Source organism: Stenotrophomonas sp. YJH_SMC_80, from assembly GCF_059372495.1.
In genome coordinates, this window is the sequence record NZ_JCAFVP010000010.1 from 66,695 (window position 1) to 91,783 (window position 25,089).

The window sequence follows — 25,089 nt, forward strand, 5'->3', positions numbered from 1 at the left end:
TCCCGGGTAGTGCCGGCCGCTGGCTGGCAACGCCATGACATCTGCACGGAACGCAGCCAGGCATGGCCTGGCTCTACTGCTGGCCGTTCCGGCCGCACATGCCAGCGGAGACCTGCGCCTGGATCCGGAAGGGCTGAGCCCTGCACAGCAGCAGGTGGCGATGCAGACCCTGGCCGATGTGCAGTCCCTGCTGCCAGATGGCCTGCTGCGCGCACTGCCAGCACACGTGCAGGTGCGCTGGAGCGACCATCTGCCGGCCGATGTGCACGGTCGCGCTTTCGCCGCCCGCATCGACCTGCGTCGCGAGCTGCTGGATGACGCCGTGCCCGGCGCACGCCGTGCACGACGCAGCGCGCTGGTGCATGAACTGACCCATGTTGCAGACCGTAGCGGCGCGAACTGGTCGCGCAGTGCGCGGTGGCGCGACCTGGCCGGATGGCAGCGCAAGCCCTGGCATCTCGGCCGTGGTGGCAACGACTTCCGTGACCGTAGTCCGGATGCCTATGAACTGAAGGATCCGGCCGAGTACCTGGCAGTGAACGCCGAGCATTTCGTGCTCGACAGCGAGTTTGCCTGCCGGCGCCCGGCGCTGGCGCAGTGGTACCAGGCCCATTTCGGAACCCCGCCATCGCTGCCGCAGTCGCACTGCGCGGCCACGTTGCCATTGCTGCAGGCCGAATCGGAAGAGGGCGCCGCATCGCTGCTGCAGCTCGATCCTTCGCGCGTCTACGCCGTGGACTACCTGTTCGCCGAAGGCAGTGCGCAGCCGATGAGCCGCTGGGGGCACAGCATGCTGCGGCTGGTGATCTGCCGGCCGGGCCGTGCGCTGGGGCCGGACTGCCGCCTGGACCTGGAGTACCACCGCGTGCTGTCGTTCCGCGCATTCGTAGGTGATGTGCAGATTTCCAACTGGCGTGGCCTGACCGGCGGCTATCCCTCGCGCCTGTTCGTGCTGCCGCTGCAGCAGGTGGTGGACGAGTACGCCAAGGTGGAACTGCGTGGGTTGCAGTCGCTGCCGTTGCAGTTGTCGCCCGGCGAGATCGCCGGCCTGCTCGAGCGCACTGCACAGGTGCACTGGAGCTATGACGGGCGCTATTACTTCGTCAGCAACAACTGCGCGGTGGAAACCGCAAAGCTGCTGCAGGCGGGTGTGCCGCGCCTGGGGGAGGCCGGGCTGGCCCAGCTGAGTCCGCGCGGGTTGAAGCGCCGGCTGGCGCGATTGCAGGTACTGGATGAGCAGGTGCTGGCTGATCGGGATTCAGCGCAGGCGCAGGGCTACTACTTCGCTTCGGCGCGCGACCATTACCAGCAGTTGTTCGATGTGGCGGCTTCGCAGCTGGATCTGCCGGTGCGCGATGTGCGCGCCTGGCTGAAGCTGCCCGCACAGCAGCGTGCGCCCTGGCTGCTGCAGGGTGACCTGCGTGCCAGCGCCGGGCTGCTGCTGCTGGAACAGGCTGCGCAACGCCGCGCCGAACTGCGCGCGCGCGATGTGCTGAAACGGCGCCTGCTGGCGGCACCGGACAGTGCCGAGACGCGCGGCCTGCGCCAGCTGCTGGAGCAGGGTGGGCAATGGCTGCGCCCGGGTACGCTGCTGGTCGACGATGGCTACGGGTTGCCGCTTGCCGATGAGCAGGCGCTGTTGTCCGAGGTCGTGGCCACCGCCAGTGCGCAGGCGGTGCCGGCGTGGCAGGCGCTGCGCGTACAGCTGCGCCAGACGCTGCCGGCGCCGCAGCGCGACGAAATGGATGCGATCGACGCCAATCTGACCACACTCGGCGCGCACCTGCGCGAACAGGCCAGGCTGCCGGCTACTGGCGCGGAAGCTCGATGACGAAGCGGCTGCCGCCGGCGCTGCCGGGCGTGCAGTAGACGCGCCCGCCATGTGCATCGGCGATGGCCTTGACCACCGCCAGGCCCAGCCCGCTGCCGCCGCCCTGGCGCGAGCGCGAGCCGTCGGCACGCATGAACGGAGTGAAGATGTCGGTGTGAAGTTCCGGGTCGATGCCCGGGCCTTCGTCCTCGATCGCCACCTGCACGTGTCCGGGCGTGTCGTGCACGGCAATCCGCACCTTGCCCGGGCTGGCGTAGCGGCGCGCATTCTCCAGCAGTGCCAGCAGGGCCTGGCGCAAGCGTGTCGGGTCACAGTGCGCGTTGTGTTCCTCGCGGCTGGTTTCCAGCTCCAGCACGAAGCCGGCGGCGCGGAACTGCGGGTCGACCAGGGTCATCACCGAATGCACTTCGGCCACCACGTCGGTGCGTGCGCGGCGTACGTCCAACCGCGCGTTGTCGGACAGGCTCAACACGCGTAGATCCTCGATCAGGCGTGAGAGGCCTTCGACCTGTGCCAGCAGGCTGCGGAACTGGGATTCGTCTGGTTGGAACACGCCCTCGGCCAGCCCCTGCAGGCGACCACGCAGGATCGTCACCGGAGTCCGCAGTTCATGGGCAATGGCCGCATGCCACATCGCGCGCTCGCTCTCCATGTGCTGCAGGCGGCGCGCCATCGCATTGAAATCCTCGACCAGGGTGGCCACTTCGCCGGGCGAGTTTTCCTGGGCGCTGGCGCGCGCACCGAGGTCGCCGCCGGCAAGCGCGCGCACGCTGTCAACCAGTGAATTCAGCGGCGACAGGATGCGATGGGCAAGACGGAACGAGGCGGCGATGGCCAGTGCCAGGCCGGTCAGGATCACCCCGACCATCCATGCCAGCTCAGGCCCGGTCGGCAGCCAGCTTTCCGGCTCTTCGGCACTGCCGGGGAAGAACTCGACCAGCACCGCGTACAGCAGCCACGACGACAGGATCATCATCACGATGACGCCGATCACCATCAGCGACATCGAGACGATGATGTGGCGACTGAGCCCGGAGCGGCGCAGGCGGGCCATCAGCGGTCGGCCATCAACCGGTAGCCGACACCGCGCACGCTGGCCGGAACATTGACCATGCCCACTTCATCCAGCTTGCGGCGCAGCTTGCTGACATGGCTGTCGACCGTGCGCTCCAGCGCCTCGCTTTCCGGCAGGCATTCGTGCATCAGTTCGCTGCGGCTGAAGATGCGGGTCGGCGCCAGCGCCATGCAGTGCAGCAGCTTGAACTCGGTGAGGGTGAGCAGCACTTCGTGGCTGTAGCCGTCGCCTTCCACATGCACGGCATGGGTGGCCGAGTCGATCAGCAACGGGCCCGCGCGCAGTGCGGTCGGTGCGTCCACGCGCGAGCCACGCAGCGTACGCCGCAGCACGGCGCGCACGCGCGCTGCCACTTCGGCTGGATTGAACGGCTTGACGACGTAGTCGTCGGCGCCCATGCGCAGCGCAGTCAGCTTGTCCAGGTCCTGGTCCAGCGCGGTCAGCATGATCACCGGCGTTTCGCCGCGCTGGCGCAGCTGGGTCAGTACGCTCCAGCCATCCAGCCGCGGCAGTTGTACGTCGAGCAGGACCAGGTCGGGGCGGGCGCTGCGGTGCAGGTCCAGTGCACTGTGGCCATCGGCGGCACGCAGGGTGCGTAGTCCTTCGCGTTCCAGGTAGGCGGTAAGAATATCGGCGATCTCGGCCTCATCCTCGACGATCAGGACGAGGGCGGCGAGGGCAGGGGAGGCATGCATGCAGGGGCGGGGCCTTAAGGTGCTTGCCTCCATCGTATCTCCACAGTTCCTCCATCGAAACCCCATCATCGCCCCGCAGACTGCACGCTTCAGAACCTATCAGCCGCCCGCGCGGCATTGTGCACAGCAATGAGAACCTTCAGGACTCCGGTCGCGTTGATCGCGGCCCTCGCCCTGGCCATGACGGCCTGCTCCGCCCCCGAAGCCACGCCCGAAGCGGCACCGCGCGTCAGCGTGGTCACGGTCGGCCCGCAGTTCGTGCAGCGCGATGACGAACTGCCCGGCCGCGTGGCCGCCGTACGCACCGCACAGATCCGTGCCCAGGTGGGCGGCATCGTGCAGCGCCGGCTGTTTGAGCAGGGTGCGGAAGTGCGCGCCGGCCAGGCCCTGTTCCAGATCGATCCGGCGGCGTTCCGTGCCGATGTTGACTCGGCACTGGCCGCGCTGCAGCGCAGTGAGGCAGCCCTGGGCCGCAGTCGCGTGCAGTCGCAGCGCCTGCATGCGCTGGCGGCCGCGCAGGCGGTCAGCCAGCAGCACCGCGACGATGCCAGTGCCGAGTACGAACAGGCCCGTGCCGCGGTGAACGAGGCGCGCGCGATCCTGGCCCGCCGCCAGCTCGACCTGCGCTATGCAACGGTCAGTGCACCGATTGCCGGTCGCATCGACCAGGCCCTGGTGACCGAAGGTGCACTGGTCGGCGTGGCCGATGCCGAGCCGATGGCGGTGGTGCAGCAGATCGACCAGGTCTACGTCGATGTGCGCCAGCCAGCGGCGCAGCTCGAGTCGCTGCAACGCAGTGCCGGTGGCGGCGAGCTGCCGGTGACGATCATCGGTGCGGCCGGCAAGCCACTGCCCGAACGTGGCCAGATGCTGTTCTCCGGTATCAATGTCGATGCGCGCACCGGTGATGTGATCCTGCGCATCCTGGTCGACAACCCGCAGCGCCAGCTGCTGCCCGGCATGTACGTGCGCGCGAAGGTGCCGCGGGGTGCGCCGGCCAGCGCACTGACCGTGCCACAGCAGGCCGTGCTGCGCAGTGCCGGTGGCCAGGCCTATGCCTGGGTGATCGGTGGCGATGGCAAGGCGGTGATCCGCACGCTGGAAGTGGACGGTAGTGTCGATCGCCAATGGCTGGTGCGCACCGGCCTGAAGGTGGGCGAAAAGGTGGTGGTCGAAGGCCAGGAACGCCTGCAGGAAGGCGTGGTGGTCGATGCGCGCGACTGGCAGATGCCGGTCGCCAGCGCCGGCGCGGTGCAGGCCGGCAGCAAGGGCTGAGCCTCTACCGGGCCGGTCCCTCCAGGAAAATCCAACATGGCACGTTTCTTCATCGATCGCCCGGTGTTCGCCTGGGTGCTGGCGATCTTCATCATCCTGGCCGGTGTGCTGGCGATCCCGCGGCTGGCGGTGGAGCGCTATCCGGCGGTTGCCCCGCCCAGCGTCAGCATCTATGCCAGTTACCCGGGTGCGAGCCCGCAGACGCTGAATGACGCGGTGGTCGGCCTGATCGAGCGCGAGCTGTCCAGCGTCAAGCACCTGCTGTACTTCGAGTCGTCGGTGGACACGTCCGGCGAAGCCTCGATCACTGCGACCTTCAAGCCGGGTACCAACCCGGAGCTGGCGCAGGTGGACGTGCAGAACCGGATCAAGGCGATCGAGCCGCGCCTGCCGCGCAGCGTGCGCCAGAACGGCCTGTTCGTGGAGGCCGCCGATTCCGGCTTCCTGATGCTGGTCGGCCTGCGTTCGCCGGATGCCAGCGTCAGCGAGGCCGCACTGGGCGACTTCATGGCGCGCAACATCATCGAGGAGCTGCGCCGCATCGATGGCGTCGGCCGCGTGCAGCTGTTCGGTGCCGAGCAGGCGATGCGCGTGTGGCTGGACCCGACCCGGTTGACCGGCTACGGCCTGACCATGGGCGATGTGGCCACCGCCATCGAGCAGCAGAACCTGGAGATCTCGCCGGGACGCATTGGTGATTCGCCGGGTGTTCCAGGCCAGCGCATCACCGTGCCGCTGAGTGCCGATGGCCAGCTGTCCACGCCGGAGCAGTTCGCTGCCATCGTGCTGCGCGCCGGGGCCGACGGCTCGCGGGTGGTGCTGGGCGATGTCGCCCGCGTTGAACTGGGCGCGCAGAGCTATGCCTGGGGCACCCGCGAGGATGGCCATCCGGCCACCGCCGCCGGCGTGCAGCTGCGTCCTGGCGCGAACGCGGTGCGTACCGCGTCGGCGGTGCGTGAGCGCATGGCCGAACTGGCGCCGCTGCTGCCGCGCGGCGTGGAATCGAGCATTCCGTTCGACACCGCGCCGTTCGTCAAGATCTCGATCCAGAAGGTGGTGCAGACGCTGCTGGAGGCGATGCTGCTGGTGTTCGCAGTGATGTACCTGTTTCTGCAGAACTGGCGCTACACGCTGATTCCGGCACTGGTCGCACCGATCGCGTTGCTGGGCACCTTCGCGGTGATGCTGGCGCTGGGCTTCTCGATCAATGTGCTGACCATGTTCGGCATGGTGCTGGCAATCGGCATCATCGTCGACGACGCCATCGTGGTGGTCGAGGGCGTGGAACGGATCATGGCCGAGGAAGGCCTGCCGCCGCGCGAGGCCACCATCAAGGCGATGCGCGAACTGACCGGTGCGGTGATCGGCATCACCCTGGTGCTGACTGCGGTGTTCATTCCGATGGCGCTGGCCAGCGGCTCGGTGGGCGCGATCTACCGCCAGTTCACCGTGGCGATGGCGGTGTCGATCCTGTTCTCGGCGCTGCTGGCATTGAGCCTGACGCCGGCGCTGTGCGCGACCCTGCTGCGCCCGAACACCCATGGCCACCATGGTCGGGGCGGTCTGTTCGGCGCCTTCAATCGTGGCTTCGAGAAGATGACCGGGCGCTACCAGCGTGGCGTGGCGTCGGTGCTGCAGCGGAGCGGGCGGGTGATGGGCGTGTTCGCCGCGCTGGTGGCGGCGCTGCTGCTGGGCCTGCACTGGCTGCCGGGCGCCTTCCTGCCGGAAGAGGACCAGGGCTACTTCATGACCTCGATCCAGCTGCCGGCCGAAGCCACCGCCGAACGCACGCTGGCCGTGGTCGAAGCCTACGAACGGCACGTGGCGTCACGCCCGGGCATCGGCTCCAACCAGTCGATCCTCGGCTACAGCTTCTCCGGTTCCGGCCCGAGCGCGGCGCTGACCTACACGATGCTGAAGGACTGGGGCGAGCGTGCAGGGGCCACCGCGGCCGGCGAAGTGGAGGCCGCGCAGAAGGCGATGGCGACGATTGCCGAGGGCGAGGTGATGAGCGTGATGCCGCCGGCGATCGACAGCCTGGGCCGTTCGTCCGGCTTCTCGCTGGCGCTGCAGGCGCGCACCGGGCAGAGCCAGGCCGAACTGCGTGCGGCCCTGCAGCAGCTGCTGAAGCTGGCCGAGGCCAGTCCGCTGCTGTCGGAGGTGCATGCCGATGGCCTGCCGGCAGGTACCAGCGTGCGGCTGGACATCGATCGCGCCAAGGCCGAGGCGATGGGCGTGGGGTTCGAGCAGATCAGCAGCACGCTGTCGGCGGCGATGGGCTCGCAGTACGTCAACGACTTCCCCAACAAGGGGCGGCTGCAGCAGGTGATCCTGCAGGCCGATGCACCCCACCGGATGGAGCTGGAGGACGTGCTGAAGCTGTACGTGCGCAACAGCGAAGGCGGCATGGTGGCGTTGTCGGAGCTGGTGACGCCGCACTGGACCGAGGCGCCGCTGCAGCTGCAGCGCTATCTCGGCTTCCCGGCGCTGAACCTGTCCGGCGCACCGGCCTCCGGCGTGTCGACCGGCCAGGCCATGGCGGAGATGGAGCGGTTGGCGGAGAAGCTGCCGTCCGGTTTTGCCCTGCAGTGGACCAGCCAGTCGCTGCAGGAGCGCGAGTCCGGTGCGCAGGCGCCGTGGTTGCTGCTGTTGTCGATGCTGGTGGTGTTCCTGGTGCTGGCGGCACTGTACGAGAGCTGGTCGATCCCGCTGGCGGTGATGCTGGTGGTGCCGCTGGGCCTGCTCGGTGCGGTTGCTGCGGTGCTGTTGCGGGGCATGCCCAACGACGTGTTCTTCAAGGTCGGCATGATCACCGTGATCGGGCTGTCGGCGAAGAACGCGATCCTCATCGTCGAGTTCGCGCGCCAGCTGCAGCAGCAGGGTCGCGGCCTGGTTGAAGCAGCGCTGGAGGCGGCGCGGCTGCGCCTGCGGCCGATCGTGATGACCTCGTTGGCATTCGCGCTGGGCGTGGTGCCGCTGATGCTGGCGCAGGGCGCGTCGAAGGAAACCCAGCAGGCGATTGGAACCGGTGTGTTCGGCGGCATGGTCAGTGCGACGGTGCTGGCGGTGTTCTTCGTGCCGGTCTTCTATGTAGTGGTGCAGGGCGCGCGGCAGTGGATCGCGCAACGCCTGCGCAGGCGCCGGCCGATGCCGGAAGGATCCGTGGATGGAACGGGACATCGTTGAAGACCTGCATGAGCGGCAGTTGGCAGCGCTGGAACAGCGCCTGCGGCAGGCATTGCTGGATGACGACCACGATGCGCTGACCACGCTGGTATCGCCGGCATTGTTCATGATGGACGGGCAGGGCGGACGCTTGCTCGACCTGCCGTGGCTGGGCGACTGGCTGGCCGGAAACCTGCAGGTGCGCAGCCTGCAGTCGTACGCGGTGGAAACGCTGCTGTGCGGGCGCTTGGCATTGTTGTCCAGCGACGTGCGCTTGTCGGTGCGCGGGCAGGGCCAGGAGCGCGAGCTGAAACTGCGCCTGCTGCGGGTGTGGACCTGCAGTTCCGGCGAAAGCGGCGCGCAGCTGTTGTCGATGGCGGTACTGGCCGCATGAGCGCGGTCAGGCCGCTTTCAGGCCCCGCTCACCGACAGGTGGTAGGGTCGAGCCTCTCTGTAGTGTCGACAAGGAGTCGAGCCATGCGTGTAGTTCCCAGTCTGTTGGCAGCCTCCCTCGGGTTGGTGCTGGCCGCGTGCCAGCCGGCCCAGCCGCCCGCTGCGAGCGGCAATGATGCCGCGCCTGCCGCGCCGCAGCCGAGCGCCAGCACCGAAGGTGGCAGCGAGACCGCCTACCAGTGTGGTGATCTGAGCGTGCGCGCGACCTTCAATGGCGAGGATGCAGCCACGGTGGTGATCGGCGACCGTACCTTCGCCATGACCTCCGAACGCGCGGCATCCGGCGCCAGGTATGGCGATGGCCAGGGCAACAGCTTCTGGACCAAGGGCAGCGATGACGGCCTGTTGAGCCTGAAGGGCGAGGCGGACCGAGAGTGCCATGCGGTCGAAGCCACTGAAGGCGATGGCAGCGCCGGCAATGCCGCATTCCGTGCCACCGGCAATGAGCCCGGCTGGCTGGCGGTTGTCGACGGCGACACGCCAGGCCTGCAGGTGGAAGTGGATTACGGTGAGCGTCGTTTCGATGTCGCCCAGCCCACCGCAGGTGCTGACGGCTGGAGTGGCAAGGCGTCCGATGGCACCGACGTCAAGCTCAGCTTCCAGCGCACGACCTGCCAGGACGACATGAGTGGCGAGGCGTTCGATGCCAAGGTGAACCTGACCATCGGCACCCGCCAGTACCACGGCTGCGGCAATTTCGGCGCGAAGCAGCCGTAAGCTACCTGTAGAGCCGAGCCACGCTCGGCTGCAGTCCCTGTCCAACGCACAGCAGCCGAGCGTGGGCTCGGTGCTACACGACTGCTACATCCGATGGCCTGCCTGCGGCGAATGCGCCGCAGGCAGGGACAGGCAGCCGATCAGCGCGAGGCGATTAGTCGGCACGGCCCGCGAATTCGCCGGTGGCGGTGTTCACCAGCACGCGTTCGCCGTTGACGATGTACTCCGGCACCATGATCTCGATGCCGGTGTTGAGCTTGGCCGGCTTCGGGCGCTTGGTGGCGGTGCCACCCTTCAGTTCCGGCGGCGTCTCGATCACTTCCAGCACCACCGAGGCCGGCAGCTGGATCGCCACCGGCTGCTCGTCGATGACCTGCACGTAGATGCCGGCCAGGCCGTCGGTGATGTAGCCGGCGTCGTCGCCGATCACGTCCGCATCCAGGGTGTAGGGGGTGTAGTCCTCGTCATCGAGGAAGACGAAGGCGTCGCCGTCCTTGTACGAATAGGTGGACTGGCGGCGCAGCAGTTCGACCTCGACCAGGTTGTCGTCGGCATCGAAGCTGGCGTCGAGCTTGTTGCCGCCCGGCACGCTGTACATGATGAAGCGGAAGCGGACGTTGCCGCCGCGACCCTGCGGCGAGCTGCGCTCGATGTCGCGGATCTGATACACGCCGTTGTTGTACTCGACGACGTTGCCCTTCTTGATGTCGTTGGCTTTCATGGTGATCTAGGTCGTTGGGGGAGGGCGCCGTCCCGGCGCCCGTGGGGAATCACTTCGGAGCGAGGCGGGTAGCGCCGTCCAGGCGGATGGTCTCGCCGTTGAGGTAGGTGTTGCCGAGGATGAAGCCGACCAGGCTGGCGAAGTCTTCCGGCTTGCCCAGGCGTGACGGGAACGGAATCGAGGCGGCCAGCGACTGCTGCACGGCTTCGGGCATGCCGTCGACCATCGGCGTCCAGAACACGCCGGGAGCAATCGTATTGACGCGGATGCCGAAGCGCGACAGTTCGCGTGCCATCGGCAGCGTCATCGAGACCACGCCGCCCTTGCTGGCGGCATACGCGGCCTGGCCGATCTGGCCTTCATAGGCGGCGATGCTGGCGGTGTTGATGATCACGCCGCGCTCGCCGTCGGTGCCCGCTTCGTTGTGCTGCATGCGGTTGGCCGCGGCCTTGGCCACGTTGAAGCTGCCGACCAGGTTCACCATCACCGTGCCCTGGAAGCCGGCCAGCGGCATCGGGCCTTCCTTGCCCAGCACGCGGCCGGCGCCCAGGATGCCGGCGCAGTTCATCGCCACGTTCAGGCCGCCGAGGAAATCGTGGGCCTGGTCGATGGCCGCGGTCACCGCCGCCTCATCGCTGACGTTGACGTTGAAATAGCGGGCCTTGTCGGCACCCAGCCCGGCAATGGCGGCAGCGCCCTTGTCGTCGTTGAGGTCGAACAGGGCCACCTTGCCGCCCTGGGCGACGAGGTGCTGGGCCACGGCCAGGCCGAGGCCGGAGACGCCGCCAGTGATCACGGCACGTACGGAAGACAGCTGCATTGAACGGTCCTGCAGGTTCGAGAACCGCCGATTCTAACGGAAGCCGCGACCGCCGCTGTTGTGCACTGCGCCGCCTTTGCGGGGCGGCGCAGTGCGGCGGTCAACCGGCGGCGGCCAGCGCCTGCCCGGTGCGGCTGGCGGTGGCGCGGCCGAGCAGGCCGGCCAGCCAGCGGCCGGTCTCGGCCAGTGCCGGCAGGTCCACGCCGCTGTCCAGGCCGAGGCCCTGCAGCAGGTAGACCACGTCTTCGCTGGCCACATTGCCGCTGGCGCCCTTGGCATACGGGCAGCCACCGGCACCCGACACCGCACTGTCGACCACGCGCACGCCTGCTTCCAGGCAGGTGGCGATGTTGGCGATGGCCTGGCCGTACGTATCGTGGAAGTGCACGGCCAGTGCTTCCATCGGAATCTCGGCAGCGACCGCCTGCAGCATCGCCCGTGCCTTGCGTGGGGTGCCGACGCCGATGGTGTCGCCCAGCGAGATTTCGTAACAGCCCATCTGGTGCAGGGCGCGAGCAACGCGCACCACATCAGCCAGCGGCACTTCGCCCTGGTAGGGGCAGCCGAGCACGGTGGAGACGTAGCCGCGCACGCGCACGCCATCGGCGGCGGCGCGGCGCAGGATCGGCTCAAAGCGGGCCAGCGACTCGTCGATGCCGGCATTGGTGTTGGTGCGGTTGAACGCCTCGGACGCGGCGGTGAACACCGCTACTTCCTCGACGCCCACCGCACGGGCGCGGTCGTAGCCCTGTTCGTTCGGCACCAGTACCGGGTAGTGGATGCCGGGCCGGCGCTGGATGCCGGCGTAGACCTCGGCGGCATCGGCCAGCTGCGGGATCCACTTCGGGCTGACGAAGCTGGTCGCCTCGATGCTGCGCAGGCCGGTGGCCGACAGGCGGTTGATCAGTTCGATCTTGTCGCCGGTGGAGACCGACTGCTTTTCGTTCTGCAGGCCGTCACGCGGCCCGACCTCGACGATGCGGACGTAGTCGCTCATGCGGTTGCCCCATTGGCAGGGCGGTGGCAGACCGCCTCGATGTTGTTGCCATCCGGGTCCAGCACGAAGGCGCCGTAGTAGTCCGGGTGATACCACGGGCGCAGGCCCGGGGCGCCGTTGTCGCGGCCACCGGCGGCGAGGGCGGCGGCATGGAAGGCGTCCACCTGGTCGCGGCTGGCGCAGGCGAAGGCCACATGCACGCCATGGCTGGCGGTGCCACCATTGCCAAGCCAGAAGAACGGCTTGCCGTCGCTGCCGAAGCCGATGTGGTCGTGCGCGCCGGTCTGTTCGGCGGTCACTTCCATCACCACGCCGATCTGCAGCGGCGCCAGTGCCTGCAGGAAGAAGGCCTTGCTGCGCGCCAGGTCGGCGCTGGTCAAACCAAGATGATCGAGCATGTTCAGGCTTCCGTGACCCAATGGGGGGCGCGCTTGTCGAGGAAGGCGCCCAGGCCTTCCTGGCCCTCGGCCGACACCCGCAGGCGCGCGATCAGGGCGGCATTATCGCGATCCAGGGTGTCGCGGTCATGGCTGTCGCGGACCTGGCGGACCAGTTGCTTGGCGGTGGACGAGGCGATCGGGCCGGCCTTGTCGAGCAGGGCCAGCTGGCGTTGCACGGCCTCGTCCAGGCGTTCGGGCTCGACCAGCTGGTGGACCAGGCCGATGCGCAGCGCGGTGTCGGCGTCGAAATGCTCGCCGGTGGCGAACCAGCGGCGGGCCTGGCGCGGGCCGATGGCCTCGATCACATAGGGCGAGATCACCGCCGGCAGCAAGCCCAGGCGGCTTTCGGTCAGGCCGAAACGGGCCGAGGTGCTGGCGATGGCAATGTCGCAGCAGGCGACCAGGCCGACGCCGCCACCGAAGGCCGCGCCGTGGACCCGGGCCAGGGTCGGCTTGGGCAGCTCGTCCAGGGTGCGCATCAGCCGGGCCAGGGCCAGCGAGTCCTCGCGGTTATCGGCTTCGCTGGCTGCCGCCATGCCGCGCATCCACTGCATGTCGGCACCGGCCGAGAAGGAGGCGCCGTGGCCGGCCAGCACCACCGCGCGCACCGAAGCATCGTGGCCGGCGGCCTCCAGTGCGGCGGTCAGCCGGGCGATCAGCCCGGCGTCAAAGGCGTTGTGCAGCTCCGGCCGGTTCAGCCAGAGGGTGAGGACGGCGCCGCTGCGCTCGATCTGCAAAGCATCGTTCATGGGATTCCAGGGTCACTCCATACCTGTATGGATCATAGCGGGCCATTGGTCATGGGCCATGACGCGACGCGGGAATGTTAGAATCGAGAACCATTTACATCCAGCAGAGAACACGCTAGATGACGCTGTCCGAACTGCCGCTGCACACCTCGGCCGTGGTCGAGTCCGTGCAGGACCTGCATGCCAACGATGCCATCGCCCGTCGCCTGCGCGAGCTGGGTTTCGTGAAGGGCGAGGAAGTGCGCCTGGTGGCCAAGGGTCCGGTGGGGGGAGAGCCGCTGCTGGTGCAGGTCGGGTTCACCCGTTTCGCGCTGCGGATCAGTGAAGCCAAGCGGGTCGTGGTCGACGCCGCCAGCCAGGAACGACGCGCATGACTGCTACTGCCACTACCGCCCCGCTGCGCGTTGCGCTGGTCGGTAACCCCAACAGCGGCAAGACCGCACTGTTCAACCAGCTGACCGGCAGCCGGCAGAAGGTTGCCAACTACACCGGCGTCACCGTCGAGCGCAAGGAAGGCCGCCTGCGTGCGCCGTCCGGCCGTGAATTCGCGGTGCTCGACCTGCCGGGCGCCTACAGCCTGCATCCGGCCAGCCTGGACGAGGCGATCACCCGTGACCTGTGCCGGGGCTTCTACCCTGGCGAAGCCGCGCCGGACGTGCTGCTGTGCGTGATCGACGCCACCAACCTGCGCCTGCACCTGCGTTTCGCGCTGGAACTGCGCGAGCTGGGCAAGCCGATGGTGGTGGCGCTGAACATGGTTGATGCGGCCCAGCGCCGTGGCATCCAGGTGGATGTGGCCGCGCTGGAGCGCGAGCTGGGCGTGCCGGTAGTGGAGACCGTGGCGGTGCGCAAGCAGGGCGCCAAGGCCCTGGTCGAACGCCTGGATGCGATGGTCCCGCACCTGGATGCGCCGGTGCCGGGCCCGGAAAGTGGCATCGATTACCACGCCAAGGTGCGCGAGATCCTGTCGGTGGCCGTGCGCATGCCGGCGCGGACCGCGAAGATCGACGACGCGCTGGACCGCTGGCTGCTGCACCCGGTGTTCGGCCTGGTCAGCCTGGCGGTGGTGATGTTCCTGATCTTCCAGGCCGTGTACGCCTGGGCGACGCCGCTGATGGACGCCATCGAGGCCGGTTTCGCCTGGCTCGGCGCCTTCGTCGGCAGCATGCTGCCGGAAGGCCCGCTGGCCAGCCTGCTGACCGACGGCATCATCGCCGGTGTCGGTGGCGTGGTGGTGTTCCTGCCGCAGATCCTGATCCTGTTCTTCTTCATCCTGGTGCTGGAGGAATCCGGCTACCTGCCGCGTGCGGCGTTCCTGCTCGACCGCATGATGGCCGCCGCCGGCCTGTCCGGTCGCTCGTTCATCCCGCTGCTGTCCAGCTTCGCCTGCGCGGTGCCGGGCATCATGTCCACCCGCAGCATCCAGGACCCGCGTGACCGCCTGGCCACGATCCTGGTGGCGCCGCTGATGACCTGTTCCGCACGCCTGCCGGTGTACGCGCTGCTGATCGGTGCGTTCATTCCGCAGAAGACGGTATGGGGCGTGTTCAACCAGCAGGGCCTGGTGCTGTTCGGCCTGTACGCGGCCGGCATCCTCAGCGCGCTGGCGATGTCGTGGATCATGAAGAAGTGGCGCCGCGACAAGAGCGAGCATCCGCTGATGCTGGAACTGCCGTCGTACCGCCTGCCGCACGTGCGTGACCTGGCGGTCGGCCTGTACGAGCGCGGCATGATCTTCCTCAAGCGCGTTGGCGGCATCATCCTGGCGCTGACCATCCTGCTGTGGGTGCTGTTGTCGTTCCCGGCAGCGCCGGCGGGGGCCACCATGCCCGCGATCGATTACAGCTACGCCGGCCAGATCGGCCATGCGATGGCGGCGTTCTTCGCGCCGCTGGGCTTCAACTGGCAGATCTGCATCGCGCTGATCCCGGGCCTGGCCGCGCGTGAAGTGGCGGTGTCTTCGCTGGCCACCGTGTATGCGCTGTCGGCAGCCGATGACGATGCCGCCAGCCAGGCACTGACCCCGCTGATCAGCGATGGCTGGTCGCTGGCCACCGCACTGTCGCTGCTGGTCTGGTACATCTACGCCCCGATGTGCATCTCGACGCTGGCCACCATCAAGCGCGAGACCAACTCATGGAAACAGATGGGCTTCGCTGCGTTCTACCTGTTCGCGGCGGCCTACGTGGCCGCCCTGATCACCTACCAGGTGACCAGGGCGCTGGGAGGCGGCTGATGGATGCCGGCCTGCTGATCCAGTACCTGATCATCGCGGTGGCCGTGCTGGTCAGTGCCTGGGTGGTGCTGAAGAAGCAGTTCCCCGGTACCGTGCGCAAGCTGCGCGGTGCGTTGGCGCTGGCCCTGCTGAAGCCGGGCCGTGCCGCCTGGCTGCAGGCGCTGGGGCGGAAGGTCGCGCCACCGGCAAGCGGAAGTGGCGGTGCCTGTAGCGGTTGCGACAGCTGCGGGCCGACTCCGCCGAAGCGGCACTGACGCTGCTTCTCCTGCGCTGGTGGGTGCGAACCTTGGTTCGCACGCTTCCGGGGTTCAGACCTCTCTGCGGATGATCGCCCGGAAGCGTCCATCCCGATTCAATCGCCGCACCGATTCCCGGTTCCCATGGGTTGCCGCGAAGCCGGCCACGTCGGCAAGGGCATCGAGCAGCAGGGCTTTCAGTCCGTCGCGGTTACCAGCCTGCAGCAGGTCTTCAAGATCCTGCTGGATGAAGGCCCGGCGCAGGCCTGGTGTCTCTTCGATCCGCCAGTCGACGTGGGGCGTGGGAATGCTGGAGCGGTACCTGAAAGCCGTTTCAAGATCGTCAGGTGCGAGGGGATGCTTGAGCAGCTCTGGAAAGTAGAGTCCAGCATTCACATAGAAACCCCGGCTTTCGCTGGCACGCTGGTGATTCACGACAAGGAGGGCGTCATCCAGCAAGCGGTAGCGGGTAGTCGTGGTCCCGGCAAAGCCGGTCTTCCTGGCGCACTTGCTGAAGACAGTCGAGGATTTCATGGGCTTTGCCCGGGCCGGAACAGGGGGGGCACAGCCTTGAGGCGCGGTGCCTGGCGGTCAATTGGTAAACGCGACACCCGCAACGAGCGCCCCAGGTGCGTGCGAACGCCCCGGGTGGGTGCGAACCTTGGTTCGCACGCTCTTCTGGCTAGTTGGCCCGTGAGCCCAGCTCCGCCGCCAGCGCCAGCCACTTGCTGCGTTGTGCCGCTGTACTGCTGCGTACAGCGCCAAGGCGGCTGACACGCACCGGGCGGATGCCGCAGAACTGCAGGATGGTGGCGCGGATCTGGGCGATGCCCGGGTCGCGGTAGATCCAGCGGTAGTACCAGGGCGGCGTATCCAGCGTGGTGATCACCCGCGCGCTGCGCCCGGCCAGCAGCCGGTCCCACCACACCGAATCGCGCCGGTAGCGGAAGGCGTACCCCGGCAGCAGCACGCGATCGAAGAAGCCCTTCAGCAGTGCCGGCATCGCGCCCCACCAGGTGGGGTAGACCAGCACCAGGTGATCGCAGGCCTCGATCGCTTCCGCGGCATCCTGCAGATCGGCTTCCAGTGGCTGGATCTGGCGGTAGCCGTGGCGCAGCACCGGGTCGAATTCAAGGTCGCCCAATGCGATCAGGCGCACCCGGTGGCCGGCGTTTTCGGCGGCGGTGGCATAGCGCTGGGCGAGGGCGCCGCACAGGCTGTTACGGTCAGGATGGCCGAGCAGGATCAGGATGGAGCGGGACACGGCAACCTCGGGCAATGGAAAGTGCGCGAGGTTGGGGTCTGCCCCAGGGGCAGAGTCAAACCGGGGTGGTGCAGCCGCTGGGTTCCAGGATGCAGTCGCCGCTGCCGGAGTGCAGCCACTGCTGCAGTTCGTCGCTGACCAGCTGCAGGTCGCGCTCGACTTGTGCCAGCCGCATCCGCTCGTCGGCGATGCGGCCGCGCTGCTGCTCCAGCAAGGCCAGTACCGCTGGCCAGTCGAGCCGTCCATCGCGGCCCTGCAGGCGTGAGATCGCGGCCAGGGTGATGCCCAGCCCCAGTGCCTGACGGATCAGCTGCACCCAGGCCACGTCCTGTTCGCTGTAGTCGCGATAGCGGTTCAGGCGTGGCACCGGCGGCAGTAGTCCGCGCGCCTCGTACAGGCGGATGGCCTTGGCACTGGCGCCGGTCAGGCGGCTGACTTCGGAGATGCGCATCGACTCAGTCCCGCACCAGCCCGCCATCGACCACCAGGTTCTGACCGGTCACCGCGCGCGACCAGGGGCTGGCGAAGAACAGCGCGGCATCGGCGAACTCGGCCGGCGTGGTGACGCTGCGCAGTGGCGTGTTGGCGGCGATGTAGTCGAACACTGCTTCCGGCGTGGCGGCGCTGGCATCGGTGGTGCGCAGCAGGCCGCCCGACAACATGTTCACGGTGATGCCATGCGGGCCGAGGTCGCCGGCTAGCGTGCGCGTGAGGGACAGTAGCGCGGCCTTGGCGGCGGTGTAGTCGTGGTAGGGCACCACCGGGTTCTGGAACAGGTTGGTGCCGATGTTGATGATGCGGCCGAAGCGACGGGCCTGCATGCCAGGCAGGGCGGCCTGCACGGTGTTCAGCGCGCCGCGCACGCTGCCCTCGAACTGCGCCTGGAACGCCGGCCAGCCGATGTCGGCGGCGCCGTCGCGGGCATCACCATTGAACGAGAACGCTGCCAGTGCGTTGTTGACTACGGTGGTGACGCCCTGGCCGAAGTGGGCCAGGGCGTGCTGCAGCATTGCATCGACCTCGGCGCGCTCGGTGACATCGGCCGGCAGCGCGATCGCCTGTCCGCCCAGCTCGGCAGCCAGAGCACGTGCGGCGCCTTCGCTTCGGTGGTAGTTGATGATGACGCGCGCGCCCTGGGCGGCGAAGGCGCGGGCGATGTGCTGGCCAAGGCCGCGGCCGGCACCGGTGACCAGCACCAGCTGTTCGCTGATATGCATGAGGGAACTGCCATCCATTGCATGAAAGGGCATGCAGCGTAGCAGCGATGGCGCTTGCCGGAGCGGGCGTGCTGCCGCTAGCCTGCAGGCATGAACCAGACTCCCCTGCGATTGCTCATCCACGGTGCCTCCGGGCGCATGGGCCAGGCCCTGCTGCGGCTGGCCGCCGAACATCCCGAAACCCTGCAGATCGTGGCCGCAGTGACCGGCCGTGCGCCGGCACAGCGCGTGGTCGACGGCGTGCCGTTCTTCGGCGCCAGTGAGCTGCCCGGCGCGCCGGTGTTCGATGTGGCGATCGACTTCAGCCTGCCGGAGGGTTTCGACCCGATGCTGGCACTGTGCGTGGAACGTGGTGCGGGGCTGGTCTCGGGCACTACCGGCATCTCCAGCACGCAGCGCCAGGCGCTGGAGGCAGCGGCGGCGAGGATCCCGCTGGTCTGGGCCTCGAACTTCAGCCTGGGCGTGGCGGTGCTGGACGAGCTGGTCGAGCGCGCGGCGCAGGCGCTGGCCGGCTGGGACTGTGACATCGTCGAATCGCACCACACCCAGAAGAAGGACGCGCCGTCGGGCACCGCGCTGACCCTGGGCGCGGCCGCGCAGCGGGGCGGGGCGGAGCCGCACTATGCCAGCCTGCGCGCTGGTGACATCGTCGGCGAGCATCTGGTCCAGTTCACCGGGCTGGGCGAGCGCATCGAGCTGGTGCACCGGGCCACCAACCGCGACATTTTCGCCCGCGGCGCCCTGTTCGCCGCCCGCCAGCTGCAGGGCCGCGCCCCGGGCAGCTACCGGGTACGGGACCTGCTGGCGTAAGGCGGTAGTGCCGGCCGCTGGCCGGCAACCTTGGGTTACGGGGCGCCAATGGGATTGCCGGCCAGCGGCCGGCACTACCCGGTAGCGGGTGCCGCATACGCCGCCGGATTGAAATGAATGCGCAATCGCCCGTTCATGAAGCGCGATAACCGCTGGCGCGAGCGCCCCGGCAGCGCTACAATTCGCACTCGCCGAATCACGAAAGCCGGACCGGTCCCAGACCGCACGTCCGCGCTTTTTTGCAACCGGATTTCCGTGAAGCGCAGGCGTGACTTCGGCAGCCCCCTCGGTAGCCAAAGTGAGATTCCCGTGACCCAAGCCGCAATCCTCGTCCTCGAAGACGGCACCGTATTCGAGGGCGAATCCGTAGGCGCGCCCGGCCTGTCCGTCGGTGAGGTGGTGTTCAACACCGCCATGACCGGCTATCAGGAAGTTCTGACCGACCCGTCCTACGCCCGGCAGATGGTCACGCTGACCTATCCGCATATCGGCAACACCGGCATGACCGACCAGGACAATGAAGCGTCCAAGGTGTGGTCGGCCGGCCTGATCGTGCGCGATGTTCCGCGTCGCCCCAGCAACTGGCGCAGCCAGGTGTCGCTGCAGGACTGGCTGATCCAGCGTGGCGTGGTTGCCATCGCCGGCATCGACACCCGCAAGCTGACCCGCATCCTGCGCGAGAAGGGTGCGCAGAACGGTGCGCTGATGGCCGGCGACATCGACGTGGAAAAGGCACTGGAAGCCGCCCGCAAGTTCCCGGGGCTGAAGGGCATGGATCTGGCCAAGGTCGTCACTACCGAGAAGACCTACACCTGGACCGAGGGCCAGCTGGACCTGGATGCCAATGCCTTCGTCAGCGTGCCGGCCAAGTACAAGGTCGTGGCCTACGATTTCGGCGTGAAGACCAACATCCTGCGCATGCTGGCCGAGCGCGGCTGCGAAGTGACCGTGGTGCCGGCGCAGACCCCGGCCGCCGAAGTGCTGGCGCTGAAGCCGGATGGCGTGTTCCTGTCCAACGGCCCGGGTGACCCGGAACCGTGCGACTACGCCATCGAAGCGATCAAGACCTTCATCGACGTGAAGATCCCGACCTTCGGCATCTGCCTGGGCCACCAGCTGCTGGGCCTGGCCTCGGGCGCGCAGACCATGAAGATGGGCCACGGCCACCACGGTGCCAACCACCCGGTGCAGGACCTGGACAGCGGCCGGGTGATGATCACCTCGCAGAACCACGGCTTCGCGATCGATGAAGCGACCCTGCCGCCGACCCTGCGCGTGACCCACCGCTCGCTGTTCGATGGCACCAACCAGGGCGTGGCCCGCACCGACGTGCCGGCGTTCTCGTTCCAGGGCCATCCGGAAGCGTCGCCGGGCCCGACCGATGTCGGCCCGCTGTTCGACCGCTTCGTGGTGCTGATGGAGCAGGCCAAGGCGTGATCAGTACGCCGCCGGCCCCCCGGTGGCGTCGCGATGGACCGTAAACCCCGCATCGCTGCTGCCCCTGGCGCGGCGCTGCGGTTCAAGATTCCTGATCGACAGCGTGCGATCACTCCCCCTTGTCACGCTGTACTGACTTAGAGAAGAAAATGCCCAAGCGCACTGACCTCAAGACCATCCTCATCATCGGTGCTGGCCCGATCGTCATCGGCCAGGCCTGCGAGTTCGACTACTCCGGCGCCCAGGCCTGCAAGGCCCTGCGTGACGAGGGTTACCGCGTGGTGCTGGTCAACAGCAACCCGGCCACGATCATGACCGACCCGGAGATGGCCGACGCCGTCTACATCGAGCCGATCAACTGGCAGACGGTCGAGAAGATCATCGCCAAGGAAAAGCCCGATGCGCTGCTGCCGACCATGGGTGGCCAGACCGCGCTGAACTGCGCGCTGGACCTGGCCGACAACGGCGTGCTGGGGAAGTACAACGTCGAACTGATCGGCGCCAAGCGCGAAGCGATCCGCATGGCCGAAGACCGCGAGCTGTTCCGCGTGGCCATGGGTGAGATCGGCCTGGAATGCCCGACCGCCGCCGTCGCCCACACCCTGGACGAAGCGCTGGAGATCCAGACCCGCGTTGGCTACCCGACCATCATCCGCCCCAGCTTCACCCTGGGCGGCAGCGGTGGCGGCATCGCCTACAACCGCGAAGAGCTGGTCGAAATCGTCAGCCGCGGCCTGGAACTGTCGCCGACCACCGAAGTGCTGGTGGAAGAGTCGGTGCTGGGCTGGAAGGAGTTCGAGATGGAAGTGGTCCGCGATACCGCGGACAACTGCATCATCGTCTGCTCGATCGAAAACCTCGACCCGATGGGCGTGCATACCGGTGACTCGATCACCGTGGCCCCGGCGCAGACCCTGACCGACAAGGAATACCAGCGCCTGCGCGATGCCTCCATCGCCGTGCTGCGCAAGATCGGCGTCGATACCGGTGGCTCGAACGTACAGTTCGGCATCAACCCGAAGACCGGCCGCGTGGTCGTCATCGAGATGAACCCGCGCGTGTCGCGTTCCTCGGCGCTGGCGTCCAAGGCCACCGGCTTCCCGATCGCCAAGGTCGCCGCCAAGCTGGCCGTGGGCTACACCCTGGACGAACTGAAGAACGAGATCACCGGCGGCCTGACCCCGGCCTCGTTCGAGCCGTCCATCGATTACGTCGTCACCAAGATCCCGCGCTTCGCCTTCGAGAAGTTCCCGGCCGCCGACGCCCGCCTGACCACCCAGATGAAGTCGGTGGGCGAGGTGATGGCGATGGGCCGCACCTTCCAGGAGTCGGTGCAGAAGGCCCTGCGTGGCCTGGAAACCGGCAAGGTCGGCTTCGACCCGACCGGCCTGGACCTGGGCAACGAAGACGACCTGCAGACCCTGCGCCGCGAACTGAAGGCACCGGGTCCGGAGCGCCTGTTCTTCGTCGCCGATGCATTCCGCGCCGGCATGAGCGTGGAAGAGATCTACGCGCTGTCGTTCATCGATCACTGGTTCCTGGACCAGATCGAGGAAATCATCGCTGCCGAAGCTGACGTCGCCGCCGGTGGCATCGACGCACTGGACGCCGCACGCCTGCGCAAGCTGAAGCGCGCCGGCTTCTCCGACGCACGCCTGGCGCAGCTGACCGGCACCAACGAAGCCGCCATCCGCGCGCTGCGTCGTGCGCACAAGGTGCGCCCGGTCTACAAGCGCGTGGACTCCTGTGCCGGCGAGTTCTCCACCGGTACCGCCTACCTCTACTCGACCTACGAGGACGAGTGCGAGGCCGCGCCGAGCAACCGCGACAAGATCATGATCCTGGGCGGTGGCCCGAACCGCATCGGCCAGGGCATCGAGTTCGACTACTGCTGCGTGCATGCGGCACTGGCGCTGCGCGAGGATGGCTATGAAACCATCATGGTCAACTGCAACCCGGAAACCGTGTCGACCGACTACGACACCTCCGACCGCCTGTACTTCGAACCGCTGACCCTGGAAGACGTGCTGGAAATCGTCGAACTGGAACAGCCGAAGGGCGTGATCGTGCAGTACGGCGGCCAGACCCCGCTGAAGCTGGCGCGGGCGCTGGAAGCCAACGGCGTGCCGGTGATCGGCACCAGCCCGGATTCGATCGACCTGGCCGAGGACCGCGAGCGCTTCCAGCAGCTGGTCGACAAGCTGGGCCTGAAGCAGCCGCCGAACCGCATCGCCCGCAACGACCAGGAAGCGCTGCTGCTGGCCCGCGAGATCGGCTACCCGCTGGTGGTGCGCCCGAGCTACGTGCTGGGCGGCCGTGCGATGGAAATCGTCTACGGCGAAGCCGACCTGGCCCGCTACGTGCGCGACGCGGTGAAGGTGTCCAACGATTCGCCGGTGCTGCTGGACCGCTTCCTCGACAATGCTGTCGAGTGCGACGTCGACATCATCGCCGACAAGGAGGGCAACGTCCTGATCGGTGGCGTGATGGAGCACATCGAAGAAGCCGGCGTGCACTCGGGCGATTCCTCCTGCTCGCTGCCGCCGTACTCGCTGTCGGCTGAAACCCAGGCCGAACTGCGCCGCCAGGTGGTGGAGCTGGCCAAGGCCCTGAACGTGGTCGGCCTGATGAACACCCAGTTCGCGATCCAGACCAGCGACGAAGGTGCCGACACCATCTACCTGCTGGAAGTGAACCCGCGTGCCTCGCGCACCGTGCCGTTCGTGTCCAAGGCCACCGGCATGCCGCTGGCCAAGATCGCCGCGCGCTGCATGGCCGGCAAGAGCCTGGCCGAGCAGGGCGCGACCAAGGAAATCGTGCCGGACTATTACTCGGTGAAGGAGGCGATCTTCCCGTTCGCCAAGTTCCAGGGCGTCGACCCGATCCTCGGGCCGGAGATGCGCTCCACCGGTGAGGTGATGGGCGTGGGCCGCAGCTTCAACGCCGCCTTCGCGCGTGCGCAGGAAGCCGGCGGCATCAAGGCGCCGCCGGTCGGCAAGGCCTTCGTTTCGGTCCGCGATCCGGACAAGAAGCGCGTGTTGCCGGTGGCCAAGGCGCTGCTGGCGCGTGGCTACAGCCTGGTCGCGACCCGTGGCACCGCCGCGTGGCTGCAGCAGCACGGCATGGACTGCGAGATCATCAACAAGGTGGTCGAAGGCCGTCCGCACATCGTCGACTCGATCAAGAACGGCGAGATCGTCTACATCGTCAACACGACCGAAGGTCGTTCGGCGATCAACGACTCGTTCTCGATCCGTCGCGAGGCGCTGCAGCATCGCGTCACCTACTCGACCACCATTGCCGGCGCCAAGGCGCTGGTGGATTCACTGGAATTCCGCGGCACCGGCCCCGTCTGGTCGCTGCAGGAGCTGCACAAGGAGTTGAATGCATGAGAGCCCCCATCACGATGAAGGGCGCGCAGAAGCTGCGCGACGAACTGGATCACCTGAAGTCGGTCAAGCGCCCCAAGGTGATCGCCGCCATCGCCGAAGCACGTGAGCATGGCGACCTGAAGGAGAATGCCGAGTACCACGCCGCGCGCGAGGAACAGGGCTTCATCGAAGGCCGCATCAAGCAGCTCGAAGGCGAGCTGTCGCACGCCGAGATCATCGACGTGAGCAAGCTCAATGCCGGCTCCAAGGTGGTGTTCGGCGCCAGCGTGACGCTGGCCGACGTGGAAACCGACGAAGAGAAGAAGTACCAGATCGTCGGTGACCTGGAGGCGGACATCAAGCAGGGCCTGATCGCGATTTCCTCGCCGGTGGCGCGCGCGATGATCGGCAAGCTGGAAGGTGATTCGATCGTGATCGACGCCCCGGCCGGCCAACGCGAGTACGAGATCGTCAGCGTCAGCTACGTGGACTGACCCGGTGGCAACGGCGACCCTGCTGTTGCCGGCACGCAGCCGCTTTGCCGCGGCTGCGTTGCCGGACGATGTGGCGCGCGCGCTTGGCCGCGCCACGACGGTGCAGGTCGCACCGGGTGAACGCGCGCAGCTGACGCGCCATTTCACCGTCGCCGCGCCGCAGTGGCCGGTGGCCGCGTTGACCCGCCAGCGCGACGTCGGCGATGCCGCTGGCGCCAGCTGGCTGCGTGCCGATCCGGCCTGCATGGTGCCGGACATGCATGGCGCGCGGATGATGGCCTACGGCGAAACGCTGCGACCGACCCTGGCCGACTGCCTGGCCCTGCTGCCGGTGCTGCAGCCGTTGTTCGCCGATGCCGGATTCGTGCTCGACGCACCGGACCCTTCGCGCTGGTACCTGCGCCTGCCGATCGACCTGGCCCTGCCGGACTTCGACAGTCCGGACGAGGTGCTGGGCGATGACCTGTTCTCGCACCTGCCGGAAGGCGAGGTCGGCCGCCGTTGGCGGGCGCTGATGACCGAAGCGCAGGTACTGCTGCACAACCATTCCTGGAACCAGCAGCGCGCCGCGCAGGGACAACAGCCGATCAATTCGCTGTGGTTCTGGGGTGGTGGCGTGATGCCGGTATCGGTCAGCACGCCGCATGCGCAGGTGCGCAGCCGCGATGCGCTGCTGCAGGGCTTGGCTCTTGCGGCTGGCGTAGCCGTGGATGGCGAGCAGGCGGTCGATGCACTGGTTGATCTGCGCCAGCTGCGCTCGCTGCAGCAGCTCGGCAACGATGCGATCCGTCCGCTGCTGGCCGCGCTGAAGCGCGGCGAGCTGCAGCGGCTGGTGCTGGATTTCGAGGACGGCCTGCAGTTCCAGCTGGATCGCGGACAGCGCTGGCAGTTCTGGAAGAAGCCGCGCCAGCTTCACGACTGATCGGGGCTCGGCCGAGCGGGGTCGGATCCGTTTTCCTAGGGAAAACGGCTCTGACCCCATTTTGTCTATCGATATCTGAAAGATGTGTCGACCAAGGTCGACACCTACCAGCAGCGGCGTGAACCTGTCGAAGGTGGGGCGGTGTCAGATTGCGGGGTGTCAGC

The 25,089-nt window shown here is 67.7% G+C and carries 24 protein-coding genes; 13 read left to right on the forward strand and 11 right to left on the reverse strand.

Going from position 1 to position 25,089, the window contains the following annotated elements:
* Positions 1-34: 34 nt before the first annotated feature.
* Positions 35-1,831 (forward strand): DUF7844 domain-containing protein, encoded by a 1,797-nt coding sequence (locus AC5P99_RS15870; protein WP_495213323.1) that lies wholly within the window; start codon positions 35-37, stop codon positions 1,829-1,831.
* Here AC5P99_RS15870 and AC5P99_RS15875 read toward each other — a convergent pair.
* Together AC5P99_RS15875 and AC5P99_RS15880 are read right to left on the reverse strand one after the other, a co-directional pair.
* Positions 1,809-2,885, reverse strand: coding sequence for an ATP-binding protein (locus AC5P99_RS15875; RefSeq protein ID WP_005409462.1), 1,077 nt, complete (start codon positions 2,883-2,885; stop codon positions 1,809-1,811). The two genes, AC5P99_RS15870 and AC5P99_RS15875, sit on opposite strands and share 23 nt — an antisense overlap.
* Positions 2,885-3,601: a response regulator gene (locus AC5P99_RS15880; RefSeq protein ID WP_005413196.1), complete on the reverse strand. Its 717-nt coding sequence runs from the start codon at positions 3,599-3,601 to the stop codon at positions 2,885-2,887. Before AC5P99_RS15880 ends, AC5P99_RS15875 begins: the two co-directional genes overlap by 1 nt.
* A 129-nt stretch (positions 3,602-3,730) precedes the next feature.
* On the opposite strand from AC5P99_RS15880, the gene AC5P99_RS15885 reads away from it, so the two are divergent.
* From AC5P99_RS15885 to AC5P99_RS15900, 4 genes are all read left to right on the forward strand, one after another.
* The gene (locus tag AC5P99_RS15885; RefSeq protein ID WP_049448947.1) at positions 3,731-4,876 is read left to right on the forward strand and encodes an efflux RND transporter periplasmic adaptor subunit; all 1,146 of its coding nucleotides are present in this window, start codon (positions 3,731-3,733) and stop codon (positions 4,874-4,876) included.
* A gap of 36 nt (positions 4,877-4,912) precedes the next feature.
* Entirely contained in the window at positions 4,913-8,062 is a 3,150-nt protein-coding gene (locus tag AC5P99_RS15890) for a multidrug efflux RND transporter permease subunit (RefSeq protein WP_164255515.1), read from the forward strand.
* Entirely contained in the window at positions 8,043-8,435 is a 393-nt protein-coding gene (locus AC5P99_RS15895) for a nuclear transport factor 2 family protein (RefSeq protein ID WP_495213324.1), read from the forward strand. The genes AC5P99_RS15890 and AC5P99_RS15895 overlap by 20 nt, the downstream gene beginning before the upstream one ends.
* Positions 8,436-8,518: 83 nt before the next feature.
* On the forward strand, positions 8,519-9,211 hold the full coding sequence (locus AC5P99_RS15900; RefSeq protein ID WP_005409467.1) for a COG3650 family protein: 693 nt from the start codon (positions 8,519-8,521) through the stop codon (positions 9,209-9,211).
* A gap of 154 nt (positions 9,212-9,365) precedes the next feature.
* Here the strand turns inward: AC5P99_RS15900 and yeiP are convergent, their stop codons facing one another.
* The 5 genes from yeiP to AC5P99_RS15925 form a co-directional block, all read right to left on the reverse strand.
* The gene (gene yeiP / locus AC5P99_RS15905; RefSeq protein ID WP_088436798.1) at positions 9,366-9,932 is read right to left on the reverse strand and encodes an elongation factor P-like protein YeiP; all 567 of its coding nucleotides are present in this window, start codon (positions 9,930-9,932) and stop codon (positions 9,366-9,368) included.
* Positions 9,933-9,981: 49 nt separating this feature from the next.
* On the reverse strand, positions 9,982-10,752 hold the full coding sequence (locus AC5P99_RS15910; RefSeq protein WP_005409469.1) for an SDR family oxidoreductase: 771 nt from the start codon (positions 10,750-10,752) through the stop codon (positions 9,982-9,984).
* Positions 10,753-10,852: 100 nt separating this feature from the next.
* The gene (locus tag AC5P99_RS15915) at positions 10,853-11,749 is read right to left on the reverse strand and encodes a hydroxymethylglutaryl-CoA lyase (protein ID WP_012480063.1); all 897 of its coding nucleotides are present in this window, start codon (positions 11,747-11,749) and stop codon (positions 10,853-10,855) included.
* Complete coding sequence (locus AC5P99_RS15920; RefSeq protein WP_005409471.1) at positions 11,746-12,147, reverse strand: VOC family protein; 402 nt, start codon at positions 12,145-12,147, stop codon at positions 11,746-11,748. Before AC5P99_RS15920 ends, AC5P99_RS15915 begins: the two co-directional genes overlap by 4 nt.
* A 2-nt stretch (positions 12,148-12,149) precedes the next feature.
* Positions 12,150-12,938 carry an enoyl-CoA hydratase/isomerase family protein gene (locus AC5P99_RS15925; RefSeq protein ID WP_005409472.1) on the reverse strand — a complete coding sequence of 263 codons (789 nt, stop codon included), beginning with the start codon at positions 12,936-12,938 and terminating at the stop codon, positions 12,150-12,152.
* Positions 12,939-13,057: 119 nt separating this feature from the next.
* On the opposite strand from AC5P99_RS15925, the gene AC5P99_RS15930 reads away from it, so the two are divergent.
* The 3 genes from AC5P99_RS15930 to AC5P99_RS15940 are packed head-to-tail and all read left to right on the forward strand — an operon-like array spanning position 13,058 to position 15,428.
* On the forward strand, positions 13,058-13,312 hold the full coding sequence (locus tag AC5P99_RS15930) for a FeoA family protein (RefSeq protein WP_005409473.1): 255 nt from the start codon (positions 13,058-13,060) through the stop codon (positions 13,310-13,312).
* The gene (gene feoB / locus AC5P99_RS15935) at positions 13,309-15,174 is read left to right on the forward strand and encodes a ferrous iron transport protein B (protein WP_495213325.1); all 1,866 of its coding nucleotides are present in this window, start codon (positions 13,309-13,311) and stop codon (positions 15,172-15,174) included. Before AC5P99_RS15930 ends, feoB begins: the two co-directional genes overlap by 4 nt.
* Entirely contained in the window at positions 15,174-15,428 is a 255-nt protein-coding gene (locus AC5P99_RS15940; RefSeq protein ID WP_495213326.1) for a DUF6587 family protein, read from the forward strand. Before feoB ends, AC5P99_RS15940 begins: the two co-directional genes overlap by 1 nt.
* A gap of 54 nt (positions 15,429-15,482) precedes the next feature.
* Here the strand turns inward: AC5P99_RS15940 and AC5P99_RS15945 are convergent, their stop codons facing one another.
* The 4 genes from AC5P99_RS15945 to AC5P99_RS15960 form a co-directional block, all read right to left on the reverse strand.
* On the reverse strand, positions 15,483-15,944 hold the full coding sequence (locus AC5P99_RS15945; protein WP_049431942.1) for a DUF4304 domain-containing protein: 462 nt from the start codon (positions 15,942-15,944) through the stop codon (positions 15,483-15,485).
* 148 nt (positions 15,945-16,092) lie between these two features.
* A complete protein-coding gene (locus AC5P99_RS15950) occupies positions 16,093-16,674 on the reverse strand; it encodes an NAD(P)H-dependent oxidoreductase (RefSeq protein ID WP_088436795.1) in 582 nt (193 codons plus the stop codon).
* Between the two features lie 55 nt (positions 16,675-16,729).
* Positions 16,730-17,125, reverse strand: coding sequence for a MerR family transcriptional regulator (locus tag AC5P99_RS15955; protein WP_012480067.1), 396 nt, complete (start codon positions 17,123-17,125; stop codon positions 16,730-16,732).
* 4 nt (positions 17,126-17,129) lie between these two features.
* Entirely contained in the window at positions 17,130-17,891 is a 762-nt protein-coding gene (locus AC5P99_RS15960; protein WP_425505340.1) for a 3-oxoacyl-ACP reductase, read from the reverse strand.
* Between the two features lie 90 nt (positions 17,892-17,981).
* On the opposite strand from AC5P99_RS15960, the gene dapB reads away from it, so the two are divergent.
* The 5 genes from dapB to AC5P99_RS15985 all read left to right on the forward strand — a co-directional run bounded on the left by dapB (position 17,982) and on the right by AC5P99_RS15985 (position 24,925).
* Positions 17,982-18,701, forward strand: coding sequence for a 4-hydroxy-tetrahydrodipicolinate reductase (gene dapB, locus AC5P99_RS15965; RefSeq protein WP_169448676.1), 720 nt, complete (start codon positions 17,982-17,984; stop codon positions 18,699-18,701).
* A 309-nt stretch (positions 18,702-19,010) separates the two neighbouring features.
* Positions 19,011-20,138 (forward strand): glutamine-hydrolyzing carbamoyl-phosphate synthase small subunit, encoded by a 1,128-nt coding sequence (carA, locus tag AC5P99_RS15970; RefSeq protein ID WP_005413213.1) that lies wholly within the window; start codon positions 19,011-19,013, stop codon positions 20,136-20,138.
* A gap of 149 nt (positions 20,139-20,287) precedes the next feature.
* Positions 20,288-23,530 carry a carbamoyl-phosphate synthase large subunit gene (carB, locus tag AC5P99_RS15975; protein ID WP_495213327.1) on the forward strand — a complete coding sequence of 1,081 codons (3,243 nt, stop codon included), beginning with the start codon at positions 20,288-20,290 and terminating at the stop codon, positions 23,528-23,530.
* Between the two features lie 8 nt (positions 23,531-23,538).
* The gene (greA, locus tag AC5P99_RS15980) at positions 23,539-24,003 is read left to right on the forward strand and encodes a transcription elongation factor GreA (RefSeq protein WP_181453298.1); all 465 of its coding nucleotides are present in this window, start codon (positions 23,539-23,541) and stop codon (positions 24,001-24,003) included.
* A gap of 4 nt (positions 24,004-24,007) precedes the next feature.
* On the forward strand, positions 24,008-24,925 hold the full coding sequence (locus tag AC5P99_RS15985) for a hypothetical protein (protein ID WP_012480070.1): 918 nt from the start codon (positions 24,008-24,010) through the stop codon (positions 24,923-24,925).
* Positions 24,926-25,089: the final 164 nt, after the last annotated feature.